This is a genomic window from Bacillus sp. A015, from assembly GCF_053851875.1.
In genome coordinates, this window is the sequence record NZ_JBSPZB010000002.1 from 222,998 (window position 1) to 241,080 (window position 18,083).

23 protein-coding genes are annotated in these 18,083 nt (G+C 42.7%); 3 read left to right on the forward strand and 20 right to left on the reverse strand.

Annotation, left to right across the window (positions count from 1 at the left end; translation table 11 throughout):
• Positions 1-8: 8 nt before the first annotated feature.
• The 14 genes from accB to ACSLGF_RS02810 all read right to left on the reverse strand — a co-directional run bounded on the left by accB (position 9) and on the right by ACSLGF_RS02810 (position 9,356).
• The gene (accB, locus tag ACSLGF_RS02745; protein WP_456002331.1) at positions 9-491 is read right to left on the reverse strand and encodes an acetyl-CoA carboxylase biotin carboxyl carrier protein; all 483 of its coding nucleotides are present in this window, start codon (positions 489-491) and stop codon (positions 9-11) included.
• A 194-nt stretch (positions 492-685) separates the two neighbouring features.
• A complete protein-coding gene (locus ACSLGF_RS02750) occupies positions 686-1,318 on the reverse strand; it encodes a SpoIIIAH-like family protein (RefSeq protein WP_456002512.1) in 633 nt (210 codons plus the stop codon).
• Positions 1,318-1,989, reverse strand: coding sequence for a stage III sporulation protein AG (gene spoIIIAG / locus ACSLGF_RS02755; protein WP_456002334.1), 672 nt, complete (start codon positions 1,987-1,989; stop codon positions 1,318-1,320). Before spoIIIAG ends, ACSLGF_RS02750 begins: the two co-directional genes overlap by 1 nt.
• Positions 1,982-2,614 carry a stage III sporulation protein AF gene (gene spoIIIAF, locus ACSLGF_RS02760; protein WP_456002337.1) on the reverse strand — a complete coding sequence of 211 codons (633 nt, stop codon included), beginning with the start codon at positions 2,612-2,614 and terminating at the stop codon, positions 1,982-1,984. The genes spoIIIAG and spoIIIAF overlap by 8 nt, the downstream gene beginning before the upstream one ends.
• 14 nt (positions 2,615-2,628) lie before the next feature.
• The gene (gene spoIIIAE / locus ACSLGF_RS02765; RefSeq protein ID WP_456002340.1) at positions 2,629-3,822 is read right to left on the reverse strand and encodes a stage III sporulation protein AE; all 1,194 of its coding nucleotides are present in this window, start codon (positions 3,820-3,822) and stop codon (positions 2,629-2,631) included.
• Between the two features lie 19 nt (positions 3,823-3,841).
• Complete coding sequence (spoIIIAD, locus tag ACSLGF_RS02770; RefSeq protein WP_099726676.1) at positions 3,842-4,255, reverse strand: stage III sporulation protein AD; 414 nt, start codon at positions 4,253-4,255, stop codon at positions 3,842-3,844.
• On the reverse strand, positions 4,252-4,458 hold the full coding sequence (gene spoIIIAC / locus ACSLGF_RS02775; RefSeq protein ID WP_003153142.1) for a stage III sporulation protein AC: 207 nt from the start codon (positions 4,456-4,458) through the stop codon (positions 4,252-4,254). Before spoIIIAC ends, spoIIIAD begins: the two co-directional genes overlap by 4 nt.
• Positions 4,459-4,477: 19 nt before the next feature.
• Positions 4,478-4,993, reverse strand: a complete 516-nt coding sequence (gene spoIIIAB / locus ACSLGF_RS02780; protein ID WP_099726675.1) for a stage III sporulation protein SpoIIIAB — start codon at positions 4,991-4,993, stop codon at positions 4,478-4,480.
• On the reverse strand, positions 4,987-5,910 hold the full coding sequence (gene spoIIIAA / locus ACSLGF_RS02785; protein ID WP_456002343.1) for a stage III sporulation protein AA: 924 nt from the start codon (positions 5,908-5,910) through the stop codon (positions 4,987-4,989). Before spoIIIAA ends, spoIIIAB begins: the two co-directional genes overlap by 7 nt.
• Before the next feature lie 66 nt (positions 5,911-5,976).
• Positions 5,977-6,261, reverse strand: a complete 285-nt coding sequence (locus ACSLGF_RS02790; RefSeq protein ID WP_099726673.1) for a YqhV family protein — start codon at positions 6,259-6,261, stop codon at positions 5,977-5,979.
• Positions 6,262-6,635: 374 nt separating this feature from the next.
• Complete coding sequence (gene efp, locus ACSLGF_RS02795; protein ID WP_012010541.1) at positions 6,636-7,193, reverse strand: elongation factor P; 558 nt, start codon at positions 7,191-7,193, stop codon at positions 6,636-6,638.
• A gap of 25 nt (positions 7,194-7,218) precedes the next feature.
• Positions 7,219-8,280 (reverse strand): M24 family metallopeptidase, encoded by a 1,062-nt coding sequence (locus ACSLGF_RS02800; protein ID WP_456002346.1) that lies wholly within the window; start codon positions 8,278-8,280, stop codon positions 7,219-7,221.
• The gene (aroQ, locus tag ACSLGF_RS02805) at positions 8,277-8,720 is read right to left on the reverse strand and encodes a type II 3-dehydroquinate dehydratase (protein ID WP_099726671.1); all 444 of its coding nucleotides are present in this window, start codon (positions 8,718-8,720) and stop codon (positions 8,277-8,279) included. The genes ACSLGF_RS02800 and aroQ overlap by 4 nt, the downstream gene beginning before the upstream one ends.
• 108 nt (positions 8,721-8,828) lie before the next feature.
• Positions 8,829-9,356, reverse strand: a complete 528-nt coding sequence (locus ACSLGF_RS02810; protein WP_456002349.1) for a YqhR family membrane protein — start codon at positions 9,354-9,356, stop codon at positions 8,829-8,831.
• A 221-nt stretch (positions 9,357-9,577) separates the two neighbouring features.
• Here ACSLGF_RS02810 and ACSLGF_RS02815 point away from each other — a divergent pair, with 221 nt between their 5' ends.
• Both ACSLGF_RS02815 and ACSLGF_RS02820 read left to right on the forward strand, forming a co-directional pair.
• Complete coding sequence (locus ACSLGF_RS02815; RefSeq protein ID WP_099726669.1) at positions 9,578-10,534, forward strand: DUF1385 domain-containing protein; 957 nt, start codon at positions 9,578-9,580, stop codon at positions 10,532-10,534.
• Between the two features lie 38 nt (positions 10,535-10,572).
• Entirely contained in the window at positions 10,573-10,971 is a 399-nt protein-coding gene (locus ACSLGF_RS02820) for an SA1362 family protein (RefSeq protein WP_099726668.1), read from the forward strand.
• Here ACSLGF_RS02820 and ACSLGF_RS02825 read toward each other — a convergent pair.
• From ACSLGF_RS02825 to ACSLGF_RS02835, 3 genes are all read right to left on the reverse strand, one after another.
• Positions 10,968-11,843: a patatin-like phospholipase family protein gene (locus ACSLGF_RS02825; RefSeq protein ID WP_456002352.1), complete on the reverse strand. Its 876-nt coding sequence runs from the start codon at positions 11,841-11,843 to the stop codon at positions 10,968-10,970. The genes ACSLGF_RS02820 and ACSLGF_RS02825 overlap by 4 nt on opposite strands.
• A gap of 310 nt (positions 11,844-12,153) precedes the next feature.
• Positions 12,154-12,588: a transcriptional regulator MntR gene (gene mntR, locus ACSLGF_RS02830; RefSeq protein WP_003215946.1), complete on the reverse strand. Its 435-nt coding sequence runs from the start codon at positions 12,586-12,588 to the stop codon at positions 12,154-12,156.
• An 85-nt stretch (positions 12,589-12,673) separates the two neighbouring features.
• Positions 12,674-13,510, reverse strand: coding sequence for a lipoate--protein ligase family protein (locus tag ACSLGF_RS02835; RefSeq protein WP_456002355.1), 837 nt, complete (start codon positions 13,508-13,510; stop codon positions 12,674-12,676).
• 220 nt (positions 13,511-13,730) lie between these two features.
• On the opposite strand from ACSLGF_RS02835, the gene ACSLGF_RS02840 reads away from it, so the two are divergent.
• Positions 13,731-14,111, forward strand: coding sequence for a rhodanese-like domain-containing protein (locus ACSLGF_RS02840; RefSeq protein ID WP_456002515.1), 381 nt, complete (start codon positions 13,731-13,733; stop codon positions 14,109-14,111).
• A gap of 42 nt (positions 14,112-14,153) precedes the next feature.
• Here ACSLGF_RS02840 and gcvPB read toward each other — a convergent pair whose 3' ends face one another.
• The 3 genes from gcvPB to gcvT are packed head-to-tail and all read right to left on the reverse strand — an operon-like array spanning position 14,154 to position 18,067.
• Positions 14,154-15,614: an aminomethyl-transferring glycine dehydrogenase subunit GcvPB gene (gcvPB, locus tag ACSLGF_RS02845; protein ID WP_099726665.1), complete on the reverse strand. Its 1,461-nt coding sequence runs from the start codon at positions 15,612-15,614 to the stop codon at positions 14,154-14,156.
• Positions 15,607-16,953 carry an aminomethyl-transferring glycine dehydrogenase subunit GcvPA gene (gcvPA, locus tag ACSLGF_RS02850; protein ID WP_456002358.1) on the reverse strand — a complete coding sequence of 449 codons (1,347 nt, stop codon included), beginning with the start codon at positions 16,951-16,953 and terminating at the stop codon, positions 15,607-15,609. The genes gcvPB and gcvPA overlap by 8 nt, the downstream gene beginning before the upstream one ends.
• A gap of 16 nt (positions 16,954-16,969) precedes the next feature.
• Positions 16,970-18,067, reverse strand: a complete 1,098-nt coding sequence (gene gcvT / locus ACSLGF_RS02855) for a glycine cleavage system aminomethyltransferase GcvT (RefSeq protein ID WP_456002361.1) — start codon at positions 18,065-18,067, stop codon at positions 16,970-16,972.
• Positions 18,068-18,083: the final 16 nt, after the last annotated feature.

Sequence of the window (18,083 nt, forward strand, 5' to 3'; positions counted from 1 at the left end):
CGTACTCCTTACTCTGCTTTCACTAGAAAGAGGGGTTGTCCGAATTCTACGAGCTGACCGTTTTCAGCTAATACTTCGACGATTTCGCCTTTTACTTCTGCTTCGATTTCATTAAACAGTTTCATCGCTTCCACGATACATACAACTGAGCTTTCCTTCACCTTAGAACCTGTTGTCACGTATGGATCTGCTTCTGGTGAAGAAGAAGCATAAAATGTGCCAACCATTGGGGATGTGATTTTATGCAGATTTTCAGACGCAGTTGCCTCTTGTGCAGGGGCTTCGGTCTGAGCTGGAGCTTGTGCTTTAGGAGCTTGTTGAGCTGGAGCTGCTTGGACAGGAGCCACTGGTGCTTGTGCCGCAACTTGCTGAACGACTTCTTTATTTTTCTTCAGTTTGATTTTTGCACCTTCGTTTTCGTACGTAAATTCATCAATTGTAGATTCGTCAATTAATTTAATCAGTTCATGAATTTCTTCGATTTTTAACATGGATTTGCACCCCTATGTATGGATTTATCTTTTTTTATAGGCTAGTACTAAAAGTACATACTATAACCATCTTACAGGAGGATTTCGTTGAATTCAACTACTATTGTGATCAGACACCTCGCGTGAGTACCTTGAAGAGGGCGTCAAACCGCATCAAAAAACGCCCTTTTCGACAAAGGACGTTTGTTCATTTTTTATTGATTGGATGGCTCAAACGTGACAGCTACGTTATCAAGCCCTCTGATTTCTTTTGTAACCATATCAATAATATCTGCCGCTTGGGACTTTGATTTTTTATCAGAACGAACCGTGATGCTCACTTTATCTCCTTCAGCACTCACTAGAGCATCTTTGTATCCTTTCGTTTTAATCAATGTCTCAAGCTGACGCTCTGTTCCTTCTGCCTCACTGAGAGCTGTCATTTGATCATAGGCTTCACTTTTTTCTTGTGCTGTTGCATCATCACTTGACACGATTTCGTTGAATTCTTCGCGCTGCTTGCTGCGTTTATCTTCAAGCTCTAGCCTGTATGTTGTAAAAAGTTCATCGTCTGTCTGCTCTGAAGCAGCCTTTCCTTCTTCACCACTTGTTTCAACATCCTCTTGTTTGCCGTTTGTTTCTTTGTCAGTGGACTTGTCACCTGAGCCTTTTTCCGTTCCTTTGTCAGTCCTTTTTTCTGTTTCGGTCTTTTTCTCTTCAGTTCCTTTTGATTTCATATCTTCTACTGTCACTGCATTCTCACCTTGTGGCGACATGATATAGTACACACTCAATACGACAACTAAACTTAGCATCGTTAATAGCCAAACCGTTTGTTTTTTTAACATCATTCCGAATCCTCCTTGATTTTTTTAGGGGCAACAGCCACTCTATGGCTCGGTACATCAAGCACTCGTGTAACAGCTTCAATGATGGTTTTCTTTATTTGAACGTTGTCTACTCCTTGAGCAACAACGAGGACACCTCGAATCTCTGGTTTTTTCGTTTGGACAACAACAGGTGTTTCTTCATTGCCATTTTTAATGATGACGATCTCTTCTTCTTTTGTTTGATCCGTGACACTTCGCACGCCGCCTTCTTTATCTGTTTCCTCGGTCGTTGTGCTTTTATTGGATTTGTTTTTTTCAAACACTTTTAAGGAAGTCGCGTCTACATTTACTACAATGGATACATCCTCAACACCAATGATCGTCTCTAAAATTTCTTTCAACTGATTTTCGTATTCTTGCTCAACGTCCTCAATCGAGTCCTTTGGTTTACCCGAGGATGCCGGTTTGAATACCGCCTGTTCTTCGGAGGATGTTTTTTTAGAAGCAGGAACAGCAGCCTGTTGTTTGTTTGATGGCGGTGACAGGAGCTGACTGACTAACATGAAAGACACGCCGATAATGAATACAAGCAGCAAGTAATGGTGTTTTGTTAATTTCGGTTTCCCTTCACCTTTTTCAGGTGGTTGGAACAATGATTTCAGCTTTTGTTTCCAGTCCTTGTTATTCATGATCTGCTGCGTCACCTCCCTCGATGTTCAGCACAATGTGTTCAGGACTCGTATTCCATATGTCAGCAAGCGTCTTTTTCATCCTCTCGATCTCTTTTGATGACGATCCAGCGCTTTCCTCCTTTTGTCTGGAGAGATCAATGTCCACCTTTGCCACCGTTTCTACAGCATCACCTGCGAGCGGGGAAAGGACTGCTTTGATGCGAAATTGATCTGCCTCCATGTTCTGATCAAGGTGCTCCTCATCTGCCAACACTTCTACGTGTTTCATTTCATAGCTCTCCTTCTCCAGTGGCTCCTTTGCGCTTTTTTCTAGTTGGACAGCCATTTGCTTTAAAATATATGCACGCTGAGAGGCTTGTATTTCTTTTTTTTCTAAATTCATCTGATTTTTTATTTCTTCTGACTGTGCTTCTTCCTTCCCTTTCATTAATTCTGAAAAAATCTGGTCAGGATCCGCCCGAAATAAGGCAAAAATGGGATTAAGCATGACGACGATCAACAATAAGCTGACGACCATTTTGGCATACTTTTGCATGCTTGAATTGGGAAGCAAAAGATCAATCACAATCGCAAATAAGATAAATAGGATAATACTTGTGATCCATTCTGTCAGAAAACTCAAAAGGTGCCCCCTCCTTACTTCATCATCATGGTCAGATTACCAGCAGTAATGATGACGGTAATGCTTAAAAAGAACATGAGCGACACAACAGCAAGTGCGGCAAATATATAAAGAACACTTTTTGAAATGACATCAAGACAGCTAATGATCGGTCCACCCCCTAGAGGCTGAAGAATGGCAGCAGCAAGCTTATATATAAGGGCAAGCGACAGAACCTTAATCGCCGGAAAGGCTGCAATGGAAATCAAAATGGCAACTCCTACAAGACCGACCGTATTTTTGAGCAAAACAGAGGCGCTGATGACTGTATCCGTCGCATCTGTAAACATTCTGCCAAGCACAGGGATGAAATTTCCGGTGATAAATTTGGCTGTACGAAGAGCGATGCCATCAGTAATGGCAGCAGATGCACCTTGCACGGAAATGACGCCGAGAAAAACGGTTAAAAAAACGGCTAGTCCGCCAATTGCTACATTTCTTAACAGATGGGCAAGCTGGGTGACCTTGTATTGTTCGGTCAGCGTACTGACAATGCTCAATATTGCTGATAAAAAGATAAGCGGAAGGACGACATACTGAATAAAAACGCCGCTCGTGTTCATCAAAAATAAAATAACGGGATGAAAGAAACCGGCCGAGACAAGCCCGCCTGATGAAGCAATGAGTGCTAATAAAAGAGGAATAAGAGCAAGAATAAAACTGGTCATCGTTTGAATGGCTTCTGTTGCATAGGAAATCGCTACATGAAAGCTGTTGAGTGCAATAATGATGAGCACCATATAAACGAGAGCATATGCGACTTTACTGACGGTGCTTTGCTCAAAAGCATTTTGCAAAAGCTGCAACAGCGAACAAAAGATGGTGAGTAAAATCAGTGTTCCAAGGAGCTTTCCGTTTGCAATGACCTCATGAAAAAGATAATGAACAAATGCTTTCAGCCACGTTTGTGGAGACAGTTCTTTATCGCCATCAATCATTTCCTTCACTGTGCCTTTTTGGCTTTCTGGGAGAAAGCCGCCATACTCGTCCAATATGGTTTCCCAAAAGTCACTAATGGAATGAAGCTCTAATGCATCAGCCTGTCCATTCGCTACTTCTTCAGCTACTGGTTCTTCATTTGATAAAGGCACATTTTCTTCTGCACCTGCATGCGGAGCGATCAGCCAAAAGAAAAACATAAGTCCCATAACAGCTGTCACTCGTTTCATTGTCATCACCTCTTTTCAATCAAGTCATAGACGGAATCATGCCTAAGATGGTCTCAATGATGACTGTTAAAATCGGGACTGCCATGACCAAGATGAGGATCTTACCGCCAAGCTCTATTTTCGATGCAATGGCGCCTTGTCCAGCATCCTTCGTGAGCTGGGCGCCGAATTCCGCAATATAAGCAATGCCAATAATCTTTAAAATGGTTTCAACATACTTCATATTGACGCCGGCACTTGCCGCAATTCTTTCAATCATCGAGATAATGGCATAGATTTGATCAATTAAATAAAGAAAAATCACACACCCTGTAAACACAACAAGCATAAAGGCGAAGGTTGGCTTTTGTTCTTTGACGATTAATGCTAAGAAAGTAGCGATTAAACCAAGTCCAACAATTTGTATGATTTCGATTTGTAAGCCCTCCCCTATCCTTGAAATAGAAATACGGCTTTAATCTTCTTAAACAAATCATCCACAATGGTTGCCACCATAAACAAAATGTAGATAAACCCAAGCAGCGTCACCCACTGAGCGTACTCTTTTTTGCCCATTTGATCTAAAATCGTATGGAGAAAAGCCACGACGATGCCTACTCCCGCAATTTGAAAAATGACGTTTACATCAACGCCCATGCTCTCGACTCCCTTCTTCTCACATCAATAAAAGAATCAGTAGTAATCCGCTTAAAAATCCGAGGCTTCTGACCATTTTCTCATTTTTCGCTTGGGCGATTTCAGCTTCCTTCTCCTCTGATTCCAAATGGCCTAAAGCTAGCTTGATATACTTTTGCTGAGCAGTGACATCATGCTGACCAAGTGTTTCTCCAAAGTGCTTCAGCGCCTCGTATTCGCCTTTTTTCAAAACGGTCTTTTTCCAAACATCCTCCAGACTTTCATTCCATGCATGCCGTGCAGAAAAAGTCCCGACTTTGAGCTTTTCTGCAAAATGTTCAAATAACCGATTCACTGGGGGGCCTACTTGCGACGCAATTTGCTCTGCTGCCCGCGCTAGAGGAGTTTGACCATACAAGATTTCAGCTTCAAGAGACTGGAGAGCAAACCGGAGCTGTCGAATTTGCTTAGGCCGGTCGCTGTACCGTTTAGCAAACTCAAATCCTCCCCATGTCGTGGCTGCGACAATGAAAATAGCGCCAATGAGCTTTAACATATGTCCACTCCCTGCCTCCACTTCATCTCTTTTCCATCTTGGTCATACATCCGTCCGATCGTGCCGGGACCATTTTTTCTATTTAATTCAACATATCGATCAAACACACGGAGCTGCCATAACGGCTTAAATGATGGCCGTTTATATAAATCTTCAAGTGAATACCCATGAGCTGAGACGATAATGGTGACTCCGGCATGAATCGCTTCTAAAAGTGCCTGTACATCCTCACTTTTTCCTATTTCATCTACAATGATGACCTCTGGGCTCATGGACCGAATCATCATCATCAAGCCCTCAGCCTTTGGACACGCATCAAGCACATCAATCCGGTGCCCAAAATGATGCTGCGGCACCCCTCTTATACACCCGGCAATTTCAGAGCGTTCATCAATAATTCCTGTTTTTCTAGGAGAAATTGTTTTTGTGCCTGTACTAGCAATACGCGCTACATCACGCAGCAATGTCGTTTTCCCTGTTTGCGGAGGGCCAATGATGAGTGTATTGCACCAATTTTGTTCATATAGATAAGGAAGAAAGGGAAGTGCAATCCCGATTTTTTCTTTTGCGATGCGAATATTAAATGAAGAAATATCTCTTAATCCTTTGACGAATCCATTTTCAACGATTACCTTTCCTGCAAGACCCACCCTGTGTCCGCCAGATATGGTGATATAGCCTTGTTTTAATTCTTCCTCAAGTGTGTACATGCTGTAATTGCTTAGCCTGCCTAATAGCTGAGACGCATCTTCTCCTGTTATGTGGTAGGAAAGAAAGCGCGGTTTTCCGCCTTGCATCAATTCAATCGGACGATCCGTGCGAATGCGGATTTCTTCTATTTGCGCCCATTCTGTCTCTTTTAGAAGCCTGAGTTCTTGTCCAATCGAGTGCGGGAGAATATCCAACAAACTCCGCAACGAATTCCCCTCCTTTTTTTCTTCTCTAAAATGTATGATGCGAGTCGTTAATTATGCCAAGCCGTTTCACTTATAGATCCCAACAAGAATAAACACGACACCAATGAAAATAAACACGAGCTTGGCATAGGATAACTGCCCTGCCATTTGATAGATTCCAATCGTCATGGTGATAATAAAAATGAGCGGACCGATGATCGCCAATATACTATTGATGACAACCGCTTTGCGTATATCATTTGTGATCAAAATGAGGATGGCGGCCGTCAGCTCAATAGTTGCAGATAAGAACCTCATGCCTGCCATCGCAGCCACTGATGGGTGTATGCCTGGGAAAAGAAATTGTTTCATATAGAACCTCCAGCTTTTTTTACACTATATGCTTGACTAGCTGGAAGTAGTCTTGTTTTTCAGACGTAGAAGAGTTGGATGAGAGAATAGAGTGAGGGGGTTCTGACAGAGAGACATATTTTTCCCAATAAAAAAGACTGTAAACACGAGGTTTACAGTCTCAGATTGATGACAAAGGGCTAAAATGATCTTTATTTTAGCCCTTTGTCTTCTTTTCAGCGTGATAGAAAACCTTTGCAGTCTAGGAAGGACGAGTACCGGAGCGGAGCGAATTTGACATTCGTGAGCACCGGCACGCAGACCTGCGGGCGAATGCGAGGGTTTGTCTACACGCTGAGACTGTAAACACGAGATTTACAGTCTTTATTCGTTCATTACGCTCTTGAAACGTATGAACCGTCAGATGTATTAATCACTAGTTTATCTCCTTGGTTCACAAAGAAAGGAACGTTGACGATTAAACCAGTTTCAGTTTTCGCAGGTTTTGATCCGCCTGATGTTGTGTCACCTTTAATACCAGGCTCTGTTTCTACTACTTCTAGTTCTACCGTGTTTGGAAGTTCAACTCCAAGGGTTTCAGCACCGTACATCACGATTTGAACTGACATATTTTCAAGCAAGTATTTCAGCTCATCTTTAATTTGTGTTTCACTTAGTTCAAGCTGCTCGTATGAGCTTGTATCCATGAATACATGCTGGTCGCCATTTGCATACAAGTATTGCATTGTTTTTGTTTCAATTTGAGCTTTCGCTACTTTTTCACCTGCACGGAATGTTTTTTCTTGAATAGCACCCGTACGAAGGTTACGCAGTTTAGAACGAACAAATGCTGCGCCTTTCCCTGGTTTTACGTGTTGGAAATCCACTACACGCCAAATACCGCCGTCCACTTCAATTGTCAGGCCTGTACGAAAATCATTTACTGAAATCATTTTGTCATCCTCCTACATTTCACCATCATAATATGATAAGTTCTTTCGGTGAGTGGGTCAATCGTTTATTGCCGTCAGCTGTCAGGACAATATCATCCTCAATTCTCACGCCGCCGACATCCGGCAAGTAAATTCCCGGCTCAACTGTCACGACCATTCCCTCTTCTAACACGACCTCTGAGCGTGAGGAAAGGCCCGGCGCTTCATGTACTTCCATACCAAGCCCGTGTCCAGTTGAATGCCCGAAGTATTGACCGTAGCCATACTTTTCAATGATGTCTCGTGTGATGCGATCAGCTTCTTTTCCTGTTAAGCCTGGCTTGATTCTATCCACACCAGCGTTTTCTGCTTCTAATACGATATGATAAATTTCCTTTAGCTTGTCGCTTGGTGTTCCGACGGCAATCGTTCTTGTCATATCAGAACAATAGCCTTTATAGTAGGCTCCGAAATCAAGTGTAACCAAATCACCAGATTCAATCACCTTTTCACTCGCTCTCCCGTGTGGCAGGCTTGAACGAACACCTGAGGCGACAATCATATCGAATGAAGATCCTTCAGCACCTTCTTTTCTCATGAAAAATTCAAGCTCGTTCATGACCGCAATTTCTGTCAGACCCGGCTTGATGTAAGTGAGAATATGATCGAAGGCGTGATCTGCAATCTTCGCAGCTTCCTCTAATATCTTAATCTCTTCACTAGACTTAATCAAGCGCAACTTTTCAACTGATTCTGAGACAGGAACAAGCTCGATACCGCCTGCTTTTTCAGCATACTGCTGATAAGTGGCAAATGTCATATGGTTTTGTTCAAACCCAAGACGTTTTACCCCAAACTCCCTTGCCGTTTGAGCAGCTGTTTCCACAATGTTCCCTTTATGTTCAATGATGTCATAGCCTTTCACTTGATCCTTGGCTTGTTCTGTGTAGCGAAAATCCGTAATAAAGGCCGCTCGATCCTTTGAAACGACTGCAAGACCGGCTGATCCAGTAAAGCTGGTCATGTACTGCAAATTAAAGCTGCTCGTAATCACAAGACCATCAATCTCTAATTTGGTTAAAAGTTTTCTTAGTTTTTCAAGCTTCATGATACCGCTCCCCCTTCACTGACTAAATAACGAATCGCCAATTTATACCCTTCTAAACCAAGACCAACGATTTGCCCTTGGCATACTGGAGCAAGTACAGAATGATGACGGAATTCCTCTCTCTTATGAACATTTGAGATATGTACTTCGATGACAGGTAAAGAAATACTTGCAATGGCATCTCTCAGCGCGTAACTATAGTGGGTAAAAGCACCCGGGTTAAACACGACGCCATCGTACTGATCCTCTGCTTCGTGGAGCGCATCGATCAGATCCCCTTCGTGATTCGATTGAAAGAACGTTAGTTGGATATTTGCTCTTTCTGCGAACTGAAACAAATCCGTTTCTAAATCCGTCAGCGTTTTACTTCCGTAAACAGCAGGCTCTCTCTTGCCAAGCCTATTTAAGTTGGGTCCATTCAGCATAAGAAAATGAGGCATATGACCACTCCTTCACCCTAATTCAATCTATATCGATATCTGTTTCTTTTTCCTTAGAAACCTTTCGTTTCCAAAAATATTTTATCATATGAATGGGTGATTTACACTTTATTCTGTCTTTTTCCCGAGTGCCCTCGCTAGCTTCTGACTCGTTAATTCATTGTATTCAAACGAAATACTGTATCCAATAAACATGCCATATAAAATATATATGCAAAATGTCGTCACAATGGTACTTTGCTGCAAATCTTGCACTTGCTTCACATCTGGGAAAATAGGATTAAATACATAAAAAACAAGCAACCATAACAACCCCCCATAAATCAGCCCCACCCAAAAACCTTTGATCCGTTTTAAAAGCCCGTAATAAATAAAGGCCGCTCCAATAGATAAAAGGCCTAAAAGCACAATACTAATAAAAGTGCCAAGTCCGCCCTTTTTCCATTCTCCGAGCACAAAAGGCTGAAGCAGCATATTCGGACTCACCTCTGAAAAATGAAACATATGGGTCAGAAATCCGATAAAGCCCCAAAAAACACCGCCAACAAAGCCAGTAGCAGCTGCTCTTGCCACGATCGATGACGTTTGCACTGACTGATTTTTTTCTTCTTGTTTTTTCTTTTCATCACGTTTCATATGAACACCTCCAGCAAGTAGTATGTCCAATATGTCATGAAAAAAAAGGATTTCCATGCATGAGTGTAAATTTTTTATAACAGGGTATACTGACTAAAAAGAGGTAGATAGAATTCTAGTAGATAATCGACCTGTGAGCTAGTGATTTCCCCTCATTTCCTGTACAATAAAGGTATAAGGAAATGCATGTAAATTACAGGAAACAGGCAGGTTGATGAAATATGTCCAATCAAACAAAATCTCCAGCATATGGAGGGCAGGCAGTTGTCGAAGGTGTCATGTTCGGAGGTAAAAAGAACTATGTGACAGCGATTCGGCGTAAGGATCAGTCCATTGAATTTTTGAAGCTTCCCCGGACATCCAATAAACGAACCGCCTTTCTCAAGAAAATCCCATTTGTCAGGGGTGTTGCTGCACTTGTTGAAGCAAGCGCAAACGGCAGTAAGCACTTAAACTTCTCCAGTGAGCGCTATGACTTAGATCCTTCTGAAGATCATTCTCTTGAAAAAGAACAAAAAGGCTCGAAATTATCGATGATCTTCGGCATTGCTGTGATCGGAGTTCTCTCTCTTCTTTTTAGTAAATTTGTCTTTACCCTAGTACCTGTCTTTTTAGCTGAGCTTGTGCGGCCTGTGTTTTCTGGAAATTTCGCACAAATCGCAGTTGAAACATTCTTTAAATTGATCCTGTTATTAGGCTATATTTACTTTATTTCCATGACCCCTTTAATTAAAAGGGTATTTCAATATCATGGGGCAGAACATAAAGTCATAAACTGCTATGAACAGAATCTTGACATCACAGTGGAAAATGTCCAAAGCCAATCCCGGCTGCATTATCGATGCGGTAGCAGCTTTATTTTATTCACTGTCATTGTCGGAATGTTCGTCTATTTACTCGTACCGACAGATCCTTTATGGGTGAGAGTTCTGAACCGCTTGGCGCTCATTCCGGTTGTTCTGGGCATTTCATTTGAAGTCTTGCAGCTCACGAACAAACTCCGAGAAGTGCCTGTGCTAAAAGTGCTTGGCTATCCTGGCCTTTGGCTGCAATTGCTCACAACAAAAGAACCCTCTGACGATCAAGTCGAGGTAGCCATTGCAAGTTTTAATGAACTTCTTCGTTTAGAGGAAGCGTCTGAGAAACAAGCGTCAGATTCTGCTCATCAAGTGATCTAACTTATAAATCCGGTAAATTCCTTCGGAGGTGGACAGTTATGAATCGCCGAGTACATCCTGCTTTTACCATTATTTTCGCTTTAGGTGTTTTGGGATTTGTGTATTTACTCACAACGAACCCAGGCAGACTCTTTACGATGCTGCTATCAGTTGTGATCATTGGAGCGGTTGTGTTTTTCCTATTTAGATGGCTGATGAATCGAAGAATTGGAACAGAAGGCAATCTTTATCGTAAAGCAGTCAAACAATCAAAACGTCGCTACCAGCAGCAGCCTAAACCAAAAACGAAAAGCCAGATGAAAAATCGGGTCACTCATTTGCGAAGCGTGCCGACTGACCACAAGTCTAAGCCCGTCCTTCTCAAAAAGAAAAGCCAAACACAATTAACTGTGATTGAAGGCAAAAAAAACAAAAAGAAGAATCGCGCCTTATTTTAAAATGTCCAGCTTTTTAAAAATTGCTCGGCCTTCTGTCTACCTAGATCGACGAGCGCCCTTTTCTTTTCTGTCATGAGATGAAAATCAGTGGCAATAACGTGTTCTACAGGAATAAAAATAATATGACGTTCGTGTTTTGTGGCGATATGTCTTTCGTCATGAGCACCACGCATCGTTTCAAAAAGAGCGCCAAACAGTTCAAACGCATTGCGGATGGAGTGTTGAGGGCGTTCTTTTTCGTTTGGGGTTAACGTAACACCAACAAACGGTCTTTTTTTCTCTTCAGCAAATAACCAAATCGGGAAGTTGCTGAGGACTCCGCCATCAACAATGGTACAAATGCCTTTTGAAGACTTTAGTTTGACTGGCTCGAAAAAATATGGCAGGCTGCAGCTCATGCGAATGGCACGTGCAACGGAAAACCGTTCTGGATTTAATCCATATGAAGGAAGGTCGTCTGGCAGGACGAGGATTCTTCCATTTGTTAAATCAGAAGCGACGATTTTGAGCGAATCTTTTTTGAGATCCCCAAATACGGTAACCCCTTTTCGTTTTAAAACATCTGTGAGCCATTTTTCCAGCCGGTCTCCTTTGTAAAGACCAAGACGCCAATAAATGGATACCCACCTGAGCATTTTAAACGGGATGAATTGACACCTTCGGTCAAGCAATTGATGGTCATCCATTTCATCTAAAAGCTCCCGAATCTCCTGACTCGTAAAACCTGCTGCGATGAGTGAAGCAATGATCGCTCCAGCACTTGTACCAGCAAGGCGGACAAATTGAAATCCTCTCGCTTCAAGCGCCTCATAAGCACCTGCAAGCGCTGCACCCTTAATGCCTCCACCTGAGAACACACCATCTATCTTCATTAAGGAGCCCCCTTTTTATCTCACACTATTAATAGTGTAGGAGCATTTGCTTTCAATTAGAACTTTATTCAAAAAGGACACCCATGCTGAGGGTGTCCCTTTCAGCGTGTAGACAAACCCTCGCATTCGGTGTCAGTCCTGCGTGTCGGTGCTCACGAATGTCAAATTCGCTCCGCTCCGGTACTCGTCCTTCCTAGACTTCAAAGGTTTTCTATCACGCTGAAAAGAAGACAAAGGGCTAAAATAAAGATCATTTTAGCCCTTTGTCAACAATCTGAAAGGACACCCATGCTGAGGGTGTCCCTTTTTCTTAAGATTCTTGATTTGTTTGTTCGTTTTTCTTTTGAATCGCTTTCAGCTGTACAGATCGCTCGTCGTTTTCTTCAAAGAATTGAACAAGATCGCCGATGCGGTCAATGCTGTTCCAGCTGAGATGATGCTCAATGCCTTCTACATCATCATAAATTTTCTCTTCATCTACACCAATGATTCTTAAAAATTGCTCTAGTAGTTCATGTCTGTATACGAGACGTTTTCCAATTTTTTTGCCTTTCGGGGTTAAAATCAGACCACGATATTTCTCATAAATAAGGTATTCATCTTTATCTAGCTTCTGAACCATTTTTGTTACAGAGGAGGGATGGACAGCGAGGGCTTCTGCAATATCAGATACTCTGGCATATCCTTTTTCTTCTATCAGCATATAAATTTGTTCAATATAATCTTCCATACTAGGTGTAGTCATAAAACCCCTCCAAAATGCACCTTTACTTAATAATCATAACAATTCTACACCATCGCCCATTAAAAAACAAGAAGTGTCCATCGTCTTAACGCTTGTAATTCCAATCATCTGAGGCATATTTCGTTTTGGCGAGATGGTGGACAAACGCTAATTCTTCATCTGTCAGTTCATAAGGCACAAGCTCGATATTTAATCCTTTTTCAAACCCTCGTTTAAACGCAACACGTGCATCGTCTAATGTACATGTTCGATCTGAAATTTCATTGATTGCGACCGCCTTGTTTTTAAAGCTGCGCTGCATCCGCTCTCTTACCCGGTCGTTTGGATAAAGAAACAAATCGAACAATTTGTCCTCATCAAGGTCAATTAAGATCGAGCCATGCTGAAGGATCACACCTTTTTGTCTCGTTTGAGCACTGCCTGCTACTTTTCTGCCTTCTACAACAAGCTCGTACCACGAAGGGGCATCAAAGCATACAGACGATCTTGGGTTTTTTAAGCTTTCCTTTTCTTTTTCTGTACGAGGAATGGCAAAATACGCATCGAGTCCCAGTTCTTTAAAGCCCTCTAAAATGCCTTCTGAAATGACACGGTACGCCTCTGTCACTGTCGCTGGCATCTCTGGATGCTCCTCTGACACAATCACGCTGTAGGTCAGCTCCTGATCATGAAGAACCCCCCGCCCTCCTGTTGGTCTGCGGACAAATCCGAGACCATAGCGCTTGACTGCTTCCATGTTGATTTCTTTTTCAACATGCTGAAAATACCCAACAGACAATGTTGCCGGATTCCATCCATAAAAACGGATCACAGGCGGGATGAGCTTCTCACTATGCCAATAAAGCAAGGCTTCGTCCATTGCCATGTTAAAGGCAGGGTCTTGGTTTCCTGTATCAATGAAACACCATTTCTCTTTTTGCATATAAAAATCCCTTCTCTTTTACGTAGTCAATGTTAGATGATGGTGGTGACCACCGATTTTCTCTCTTCATCAGTCTATCAAATAGGAAAGGAATTGAAAATAATTCTTACCTTTTATGATGACAAGTTTCTTTTGCTTTACTATAATAGTATTTGTCTAAACCGTACCATCAGACAGGCCACTGTGCTGATGCTCAAGAAGGAGTCGAGTCGTATTGCCAATATTCAACTATATCGTCCTCTCACTTTGTGGACTTTTCGTTCTTTATTCCATCGGCAGTTACATTTATCAGCAGCGCATTATGAAAACGCTGACGGAAGAAGAATTCATTAAAGGTTACCGCAAAGCTCAACTCATTGATGTGAGAGAGCCAAATGAGTTTGAAGGCGGACATATTTTAGGGGCAAGAAACATCCCCATTTCACAACTAAAGCAGCGAAAAAATGAAATACGTCCTGACAAGCCTGTTTATCTCTATTGCCAAAATAATTTGAGAAGCGGGAAAGCAGCCCAAACTTTACGTAAAAACGGATGTCGTGAGATTTATAATTTAAAGGGCGGCTTTAAAAAATGGGGCGGCCGCATCAAAACGAAAAACTAACAAAAAAGACTCTGGGAGCTAGCCGCCCCCTTTGAGTCTTTTTTATTTTCTTTCAAAAACAAGAACTGGATTCCGCGCAGCCTTTGTTTCGTCCATTCGTTTGACAACCGTTGTATGCGGCGCTTCCTGCACAACTTCTGGATTCTCTTCTGCTTCTTTTGCAATTTGAATCATCGCTTCAATGAATGCATCAAGTGTTTCTTTTGATTCTGTTTCAGTTGGTTCGATCATGATACATTCCTCTACATTCAGCGGGAAGTAGATCGTTGGCGGATGATAGCCAAAATCAAGTAATCGTTTGGCAATATCAAGTGTCCGCACACCTAGTTTCTTCTGACGTTTACCTGAAAGGACAAATTCATGCTTACAGTGACGATCAAATGGTAAATCGTAATGAGCACATAAGCGGCGCATCATATAGTTCGCATTTAACACAGCATTATCTGTTACAGCCTTTAAGCCGTCTGGACCCATAGAGCGGATGTACGCATATGCCCTGACGTTAATGCCAAAGTTGCCATAGAACGGCTTGACGCGTCCAATTGATTGTGGACGATCATCATCAAAATAAAAACGACCTTCCTTCTTCACAAGCACTGGCTTTGGCAAGTACGGAATCAAATCCTTTTTCACTCCAACTGGACCTGAACCAGGACCTCCGCCTCCATGTGGACCTGTAAAGGTTTTATGAAGATTTAAGTGAACCACATCAAATCCCATATCTCCTGGTCTTGCTCTGCTTAAAACGGCATTCAAGTTCGCTCCGTCATAATAAAGCTTACCGCCAGCTCCGTGAACGATTTCAGCCATTTCTAAAATGTTTTCTTCAAAAAGGCCGAGTGTATTCGGGTTTGTCAGCATAAGAGCCGCTGTTTCTTCATTCACAACACGGCGTAAATCCTCTAAATCAACAAGCCCATTTTCATCAGATGCAACGGTAATCGTTTCAAACCCAGCCACTGTCGCAGATGCCGGATTCGTTCCATGAGCAGAATCCGGCACGATGACTTTTGTTCGCTTATGATCTCCTCTTGCTTCATGGTACGCACGAATCATCATGAGCCCCGTCCATTCGCCATGTGCACCTGCCGCAGGCTGTAATGTCACTGCGTCCATCCCTGTGATTTCTTCAAGATGGTCGCCTAGGTCATAAAGTAATTCTAATGCTCCTTGCACAGTGTCTGCTTCTTGAAGTGGATGAATTTGCGAGAAGCCTGCAAGGCGTGCAACCTTTTCGTTAATCTTTGGGTTATATTTCATCGTACAAGAGCCAAGAGGGTAAAATCCGGAATCAACTCCATGATTACGTCTTGATAGTGCCGTATAATGGCGCATGATATCAAGCTCAGATACTTCCGGAAGCTCAGCATCCTCATGACGAATGTACGTTTCATCAAATAAAGCCGGGAGCTCCTGTTCGGGTACATCTAAATCAGGCAGGCTATAACCAATTCTTCCTTCTTTGGATAATTCAAAAATAAGCGGCTGATCTTGTTTATTCATGGCGATCCCCCAATTCCTTGATGAACGTATCAATTTCTTCTTTTGTTCTTAGCTCTGTCACGGCTACAAGCATGTGCTGCTGAAGCTCTGGGTAGTCTATCCCTAAGTCATAGCCGCCGATGATCCCTTTTTCAAGCAATCGTTTATTGGCTTCTTTTACAGGCTCATTTAACTTGATCACAAATTCATTAAAATGGGCTCCTTCTACATCAGCCTGAAGCCCATGTTTTTCCGCCTGCGTCTTGGCATAATGGGCTTTTTGCACGTTTTGATAGGCGATTTCTTTTATGCCTGTCTTTCCAAGTGCCGTCATCGCAACAGAAGCGGCTAACGCATTTAATGCCTGATTCGAACAAATATTTGACGTCGCTTTGTCTCTTCGAATGTGCTGTTCACGTGCTTGAAGGGTCAGCACAAATCCACGAACGCCATTTTCATCTTCTGTTTGACCGACTAAACGCCCTGGAACTTTTCGCATTAATTTTTTCGTCACGGCAAAATACCCGCAATGAGGTCCGCCAAATGCAGCCGGAATGCCAAACGGCTGTGCATCACCAACAACAATATCTGCCCCCAGTTTTCCTGGCGGCGTCAGTAAACCGAGTGCAAGCGGATTACTTGAGACAATGAACAGGCTCTTTCCTTTATGGGCAATCGGTTCAATCTCTTTTAACGGTTCGACTACACCGAAAAAGTTTGGATATTGTACAAGAACAGCTGCTGTTTCGTCGCAGACGGCCTCTTCTAATGCCGCTACATCCGTCTGCCCTTTTCGCGCAGGTACCTCAACTACTTCAATATGCTGTCCTTTGGCATATGTTTTCAGCACCGCTCTTGATTCAGGGTGAACCGACTCAGAGACAACAATTTTCTTTTTCTTTGTATGTCCTGCAGCCAGCATCGCCGCTTCAGCTAATGCGGTTCCGCCATCATACATCGAGGAGTTGGCAAGATCCATGCCGGTCAGCTCAGCGATCATCGTTTGAAACTCAAAGATGGCTTGCAATTCACCTTGCGAAATCTCGGGCTGATAAGGTGTATACGCTGTATAAAATTCAGAGCGTGAGATGACGTGATCTACAATGACAGGCTGATAATGATCATACACACCAGCACCAAGAAACGATGCATAGGAAACAGTATCCTTATTCTTTGCAGCTAAGCGAGATAATTCCCGCACAAGCTCTGTTTCAGATGCGGCTTCTTTGATGTTGTATGCTCCTTTGAATCGTACTTTCTCTGGGATATCTGAAAAAAGCTCATCAATCGACTGAACGCCGATGACATCCAGCATTTCTTTTTGATCTTGCTCTGTTTGCGGCAAATACCTGTGCTTCATCCTCTATTCCCCCTCGTTATTTGGCTCTTTTATAAAATGGTGTGGCGACGATTTTGGCTTTTAGACGTTTTTTACGAACTTGTACTTCCACCTCTGCCTGAAGCTGCGCCTCTGATGTTTCGATCAAAGCAAGCCCGACATTTTTCTTTAACGTTGGAGATTGTGTACCCGTTGTGACAATTCCAATCTGCTTCTCTCCTGAAAAGACCGGATAGTCTGTACGCGGAATCCCTTTATCAATCATTTCAATGCCGACAAGCTTTCGCTTCGTTCCTTCTTCTTTTTGCTTTTTGAGCGCTTCTTTCCCAATAAAATTAGCTTCTTTATCCGTTTTGACAGCAAAACCAATCCCGCCCTCTAATGGGGAAATATCCTTTGTGAGCTCCTGACCATAAAGCGGGAGTCTTGCTTCAAATCTCAAGGTGTCACGTGCACCGAGCCCGCACGGTATTAACCCTTTAGGCTGGCCCGCTTGTAATAAAGCCGACCAAATGTGCACTGCATCTTCTGACTGGCAGTAGATTTCAAAGCCGTCTTCTCCTGTGTAGCCAGTTCTTGAAACAAGCACCTCTTTTTGAGCGACCTCAGCCTGTGATAAAAACGTAAATGGCTTGAGAGATGTCACCTCTTCGCCCGCCACATCCTTGATGATGTCAGCAGCAAGAGGTCCTTGAAGTGCTAGCAAGGCGATTTGATCAGAGACGTTTTTGATCAATACGTCATCCTCCCCCTGATGCTTGAGCAGCCAATCCACATCTTTTTCGATATTTGATGCATTAATGACAAGTAAATAGTTGTTCTTTTCTTTTTGATAGACGAGCAGGTCATCCACCGTCCCGCCATCTTCATAACACATGGCTGTATATAGTGCCTTACCATCCGTCAGCTTAGACAGATCATTGGTTAATAACCTTTGTAAAAAAGGAAGGGCATCTTGACCTTTGACTTCCACCTCACCCATGTGAGACACATCAAAAAGCCCTGCTTTTGTTCGAACAGCTTCATGTTCTTCTTTAATGGAAGAAAATTGGACAGGTAATTCCCAGCCCCCGAAGTCAATGGTTTTTGCGCCAAACGTTTCATACGCATGAAAAAGCGGTGTTCGTTTCAACATCAATCGTTTCCCCCTT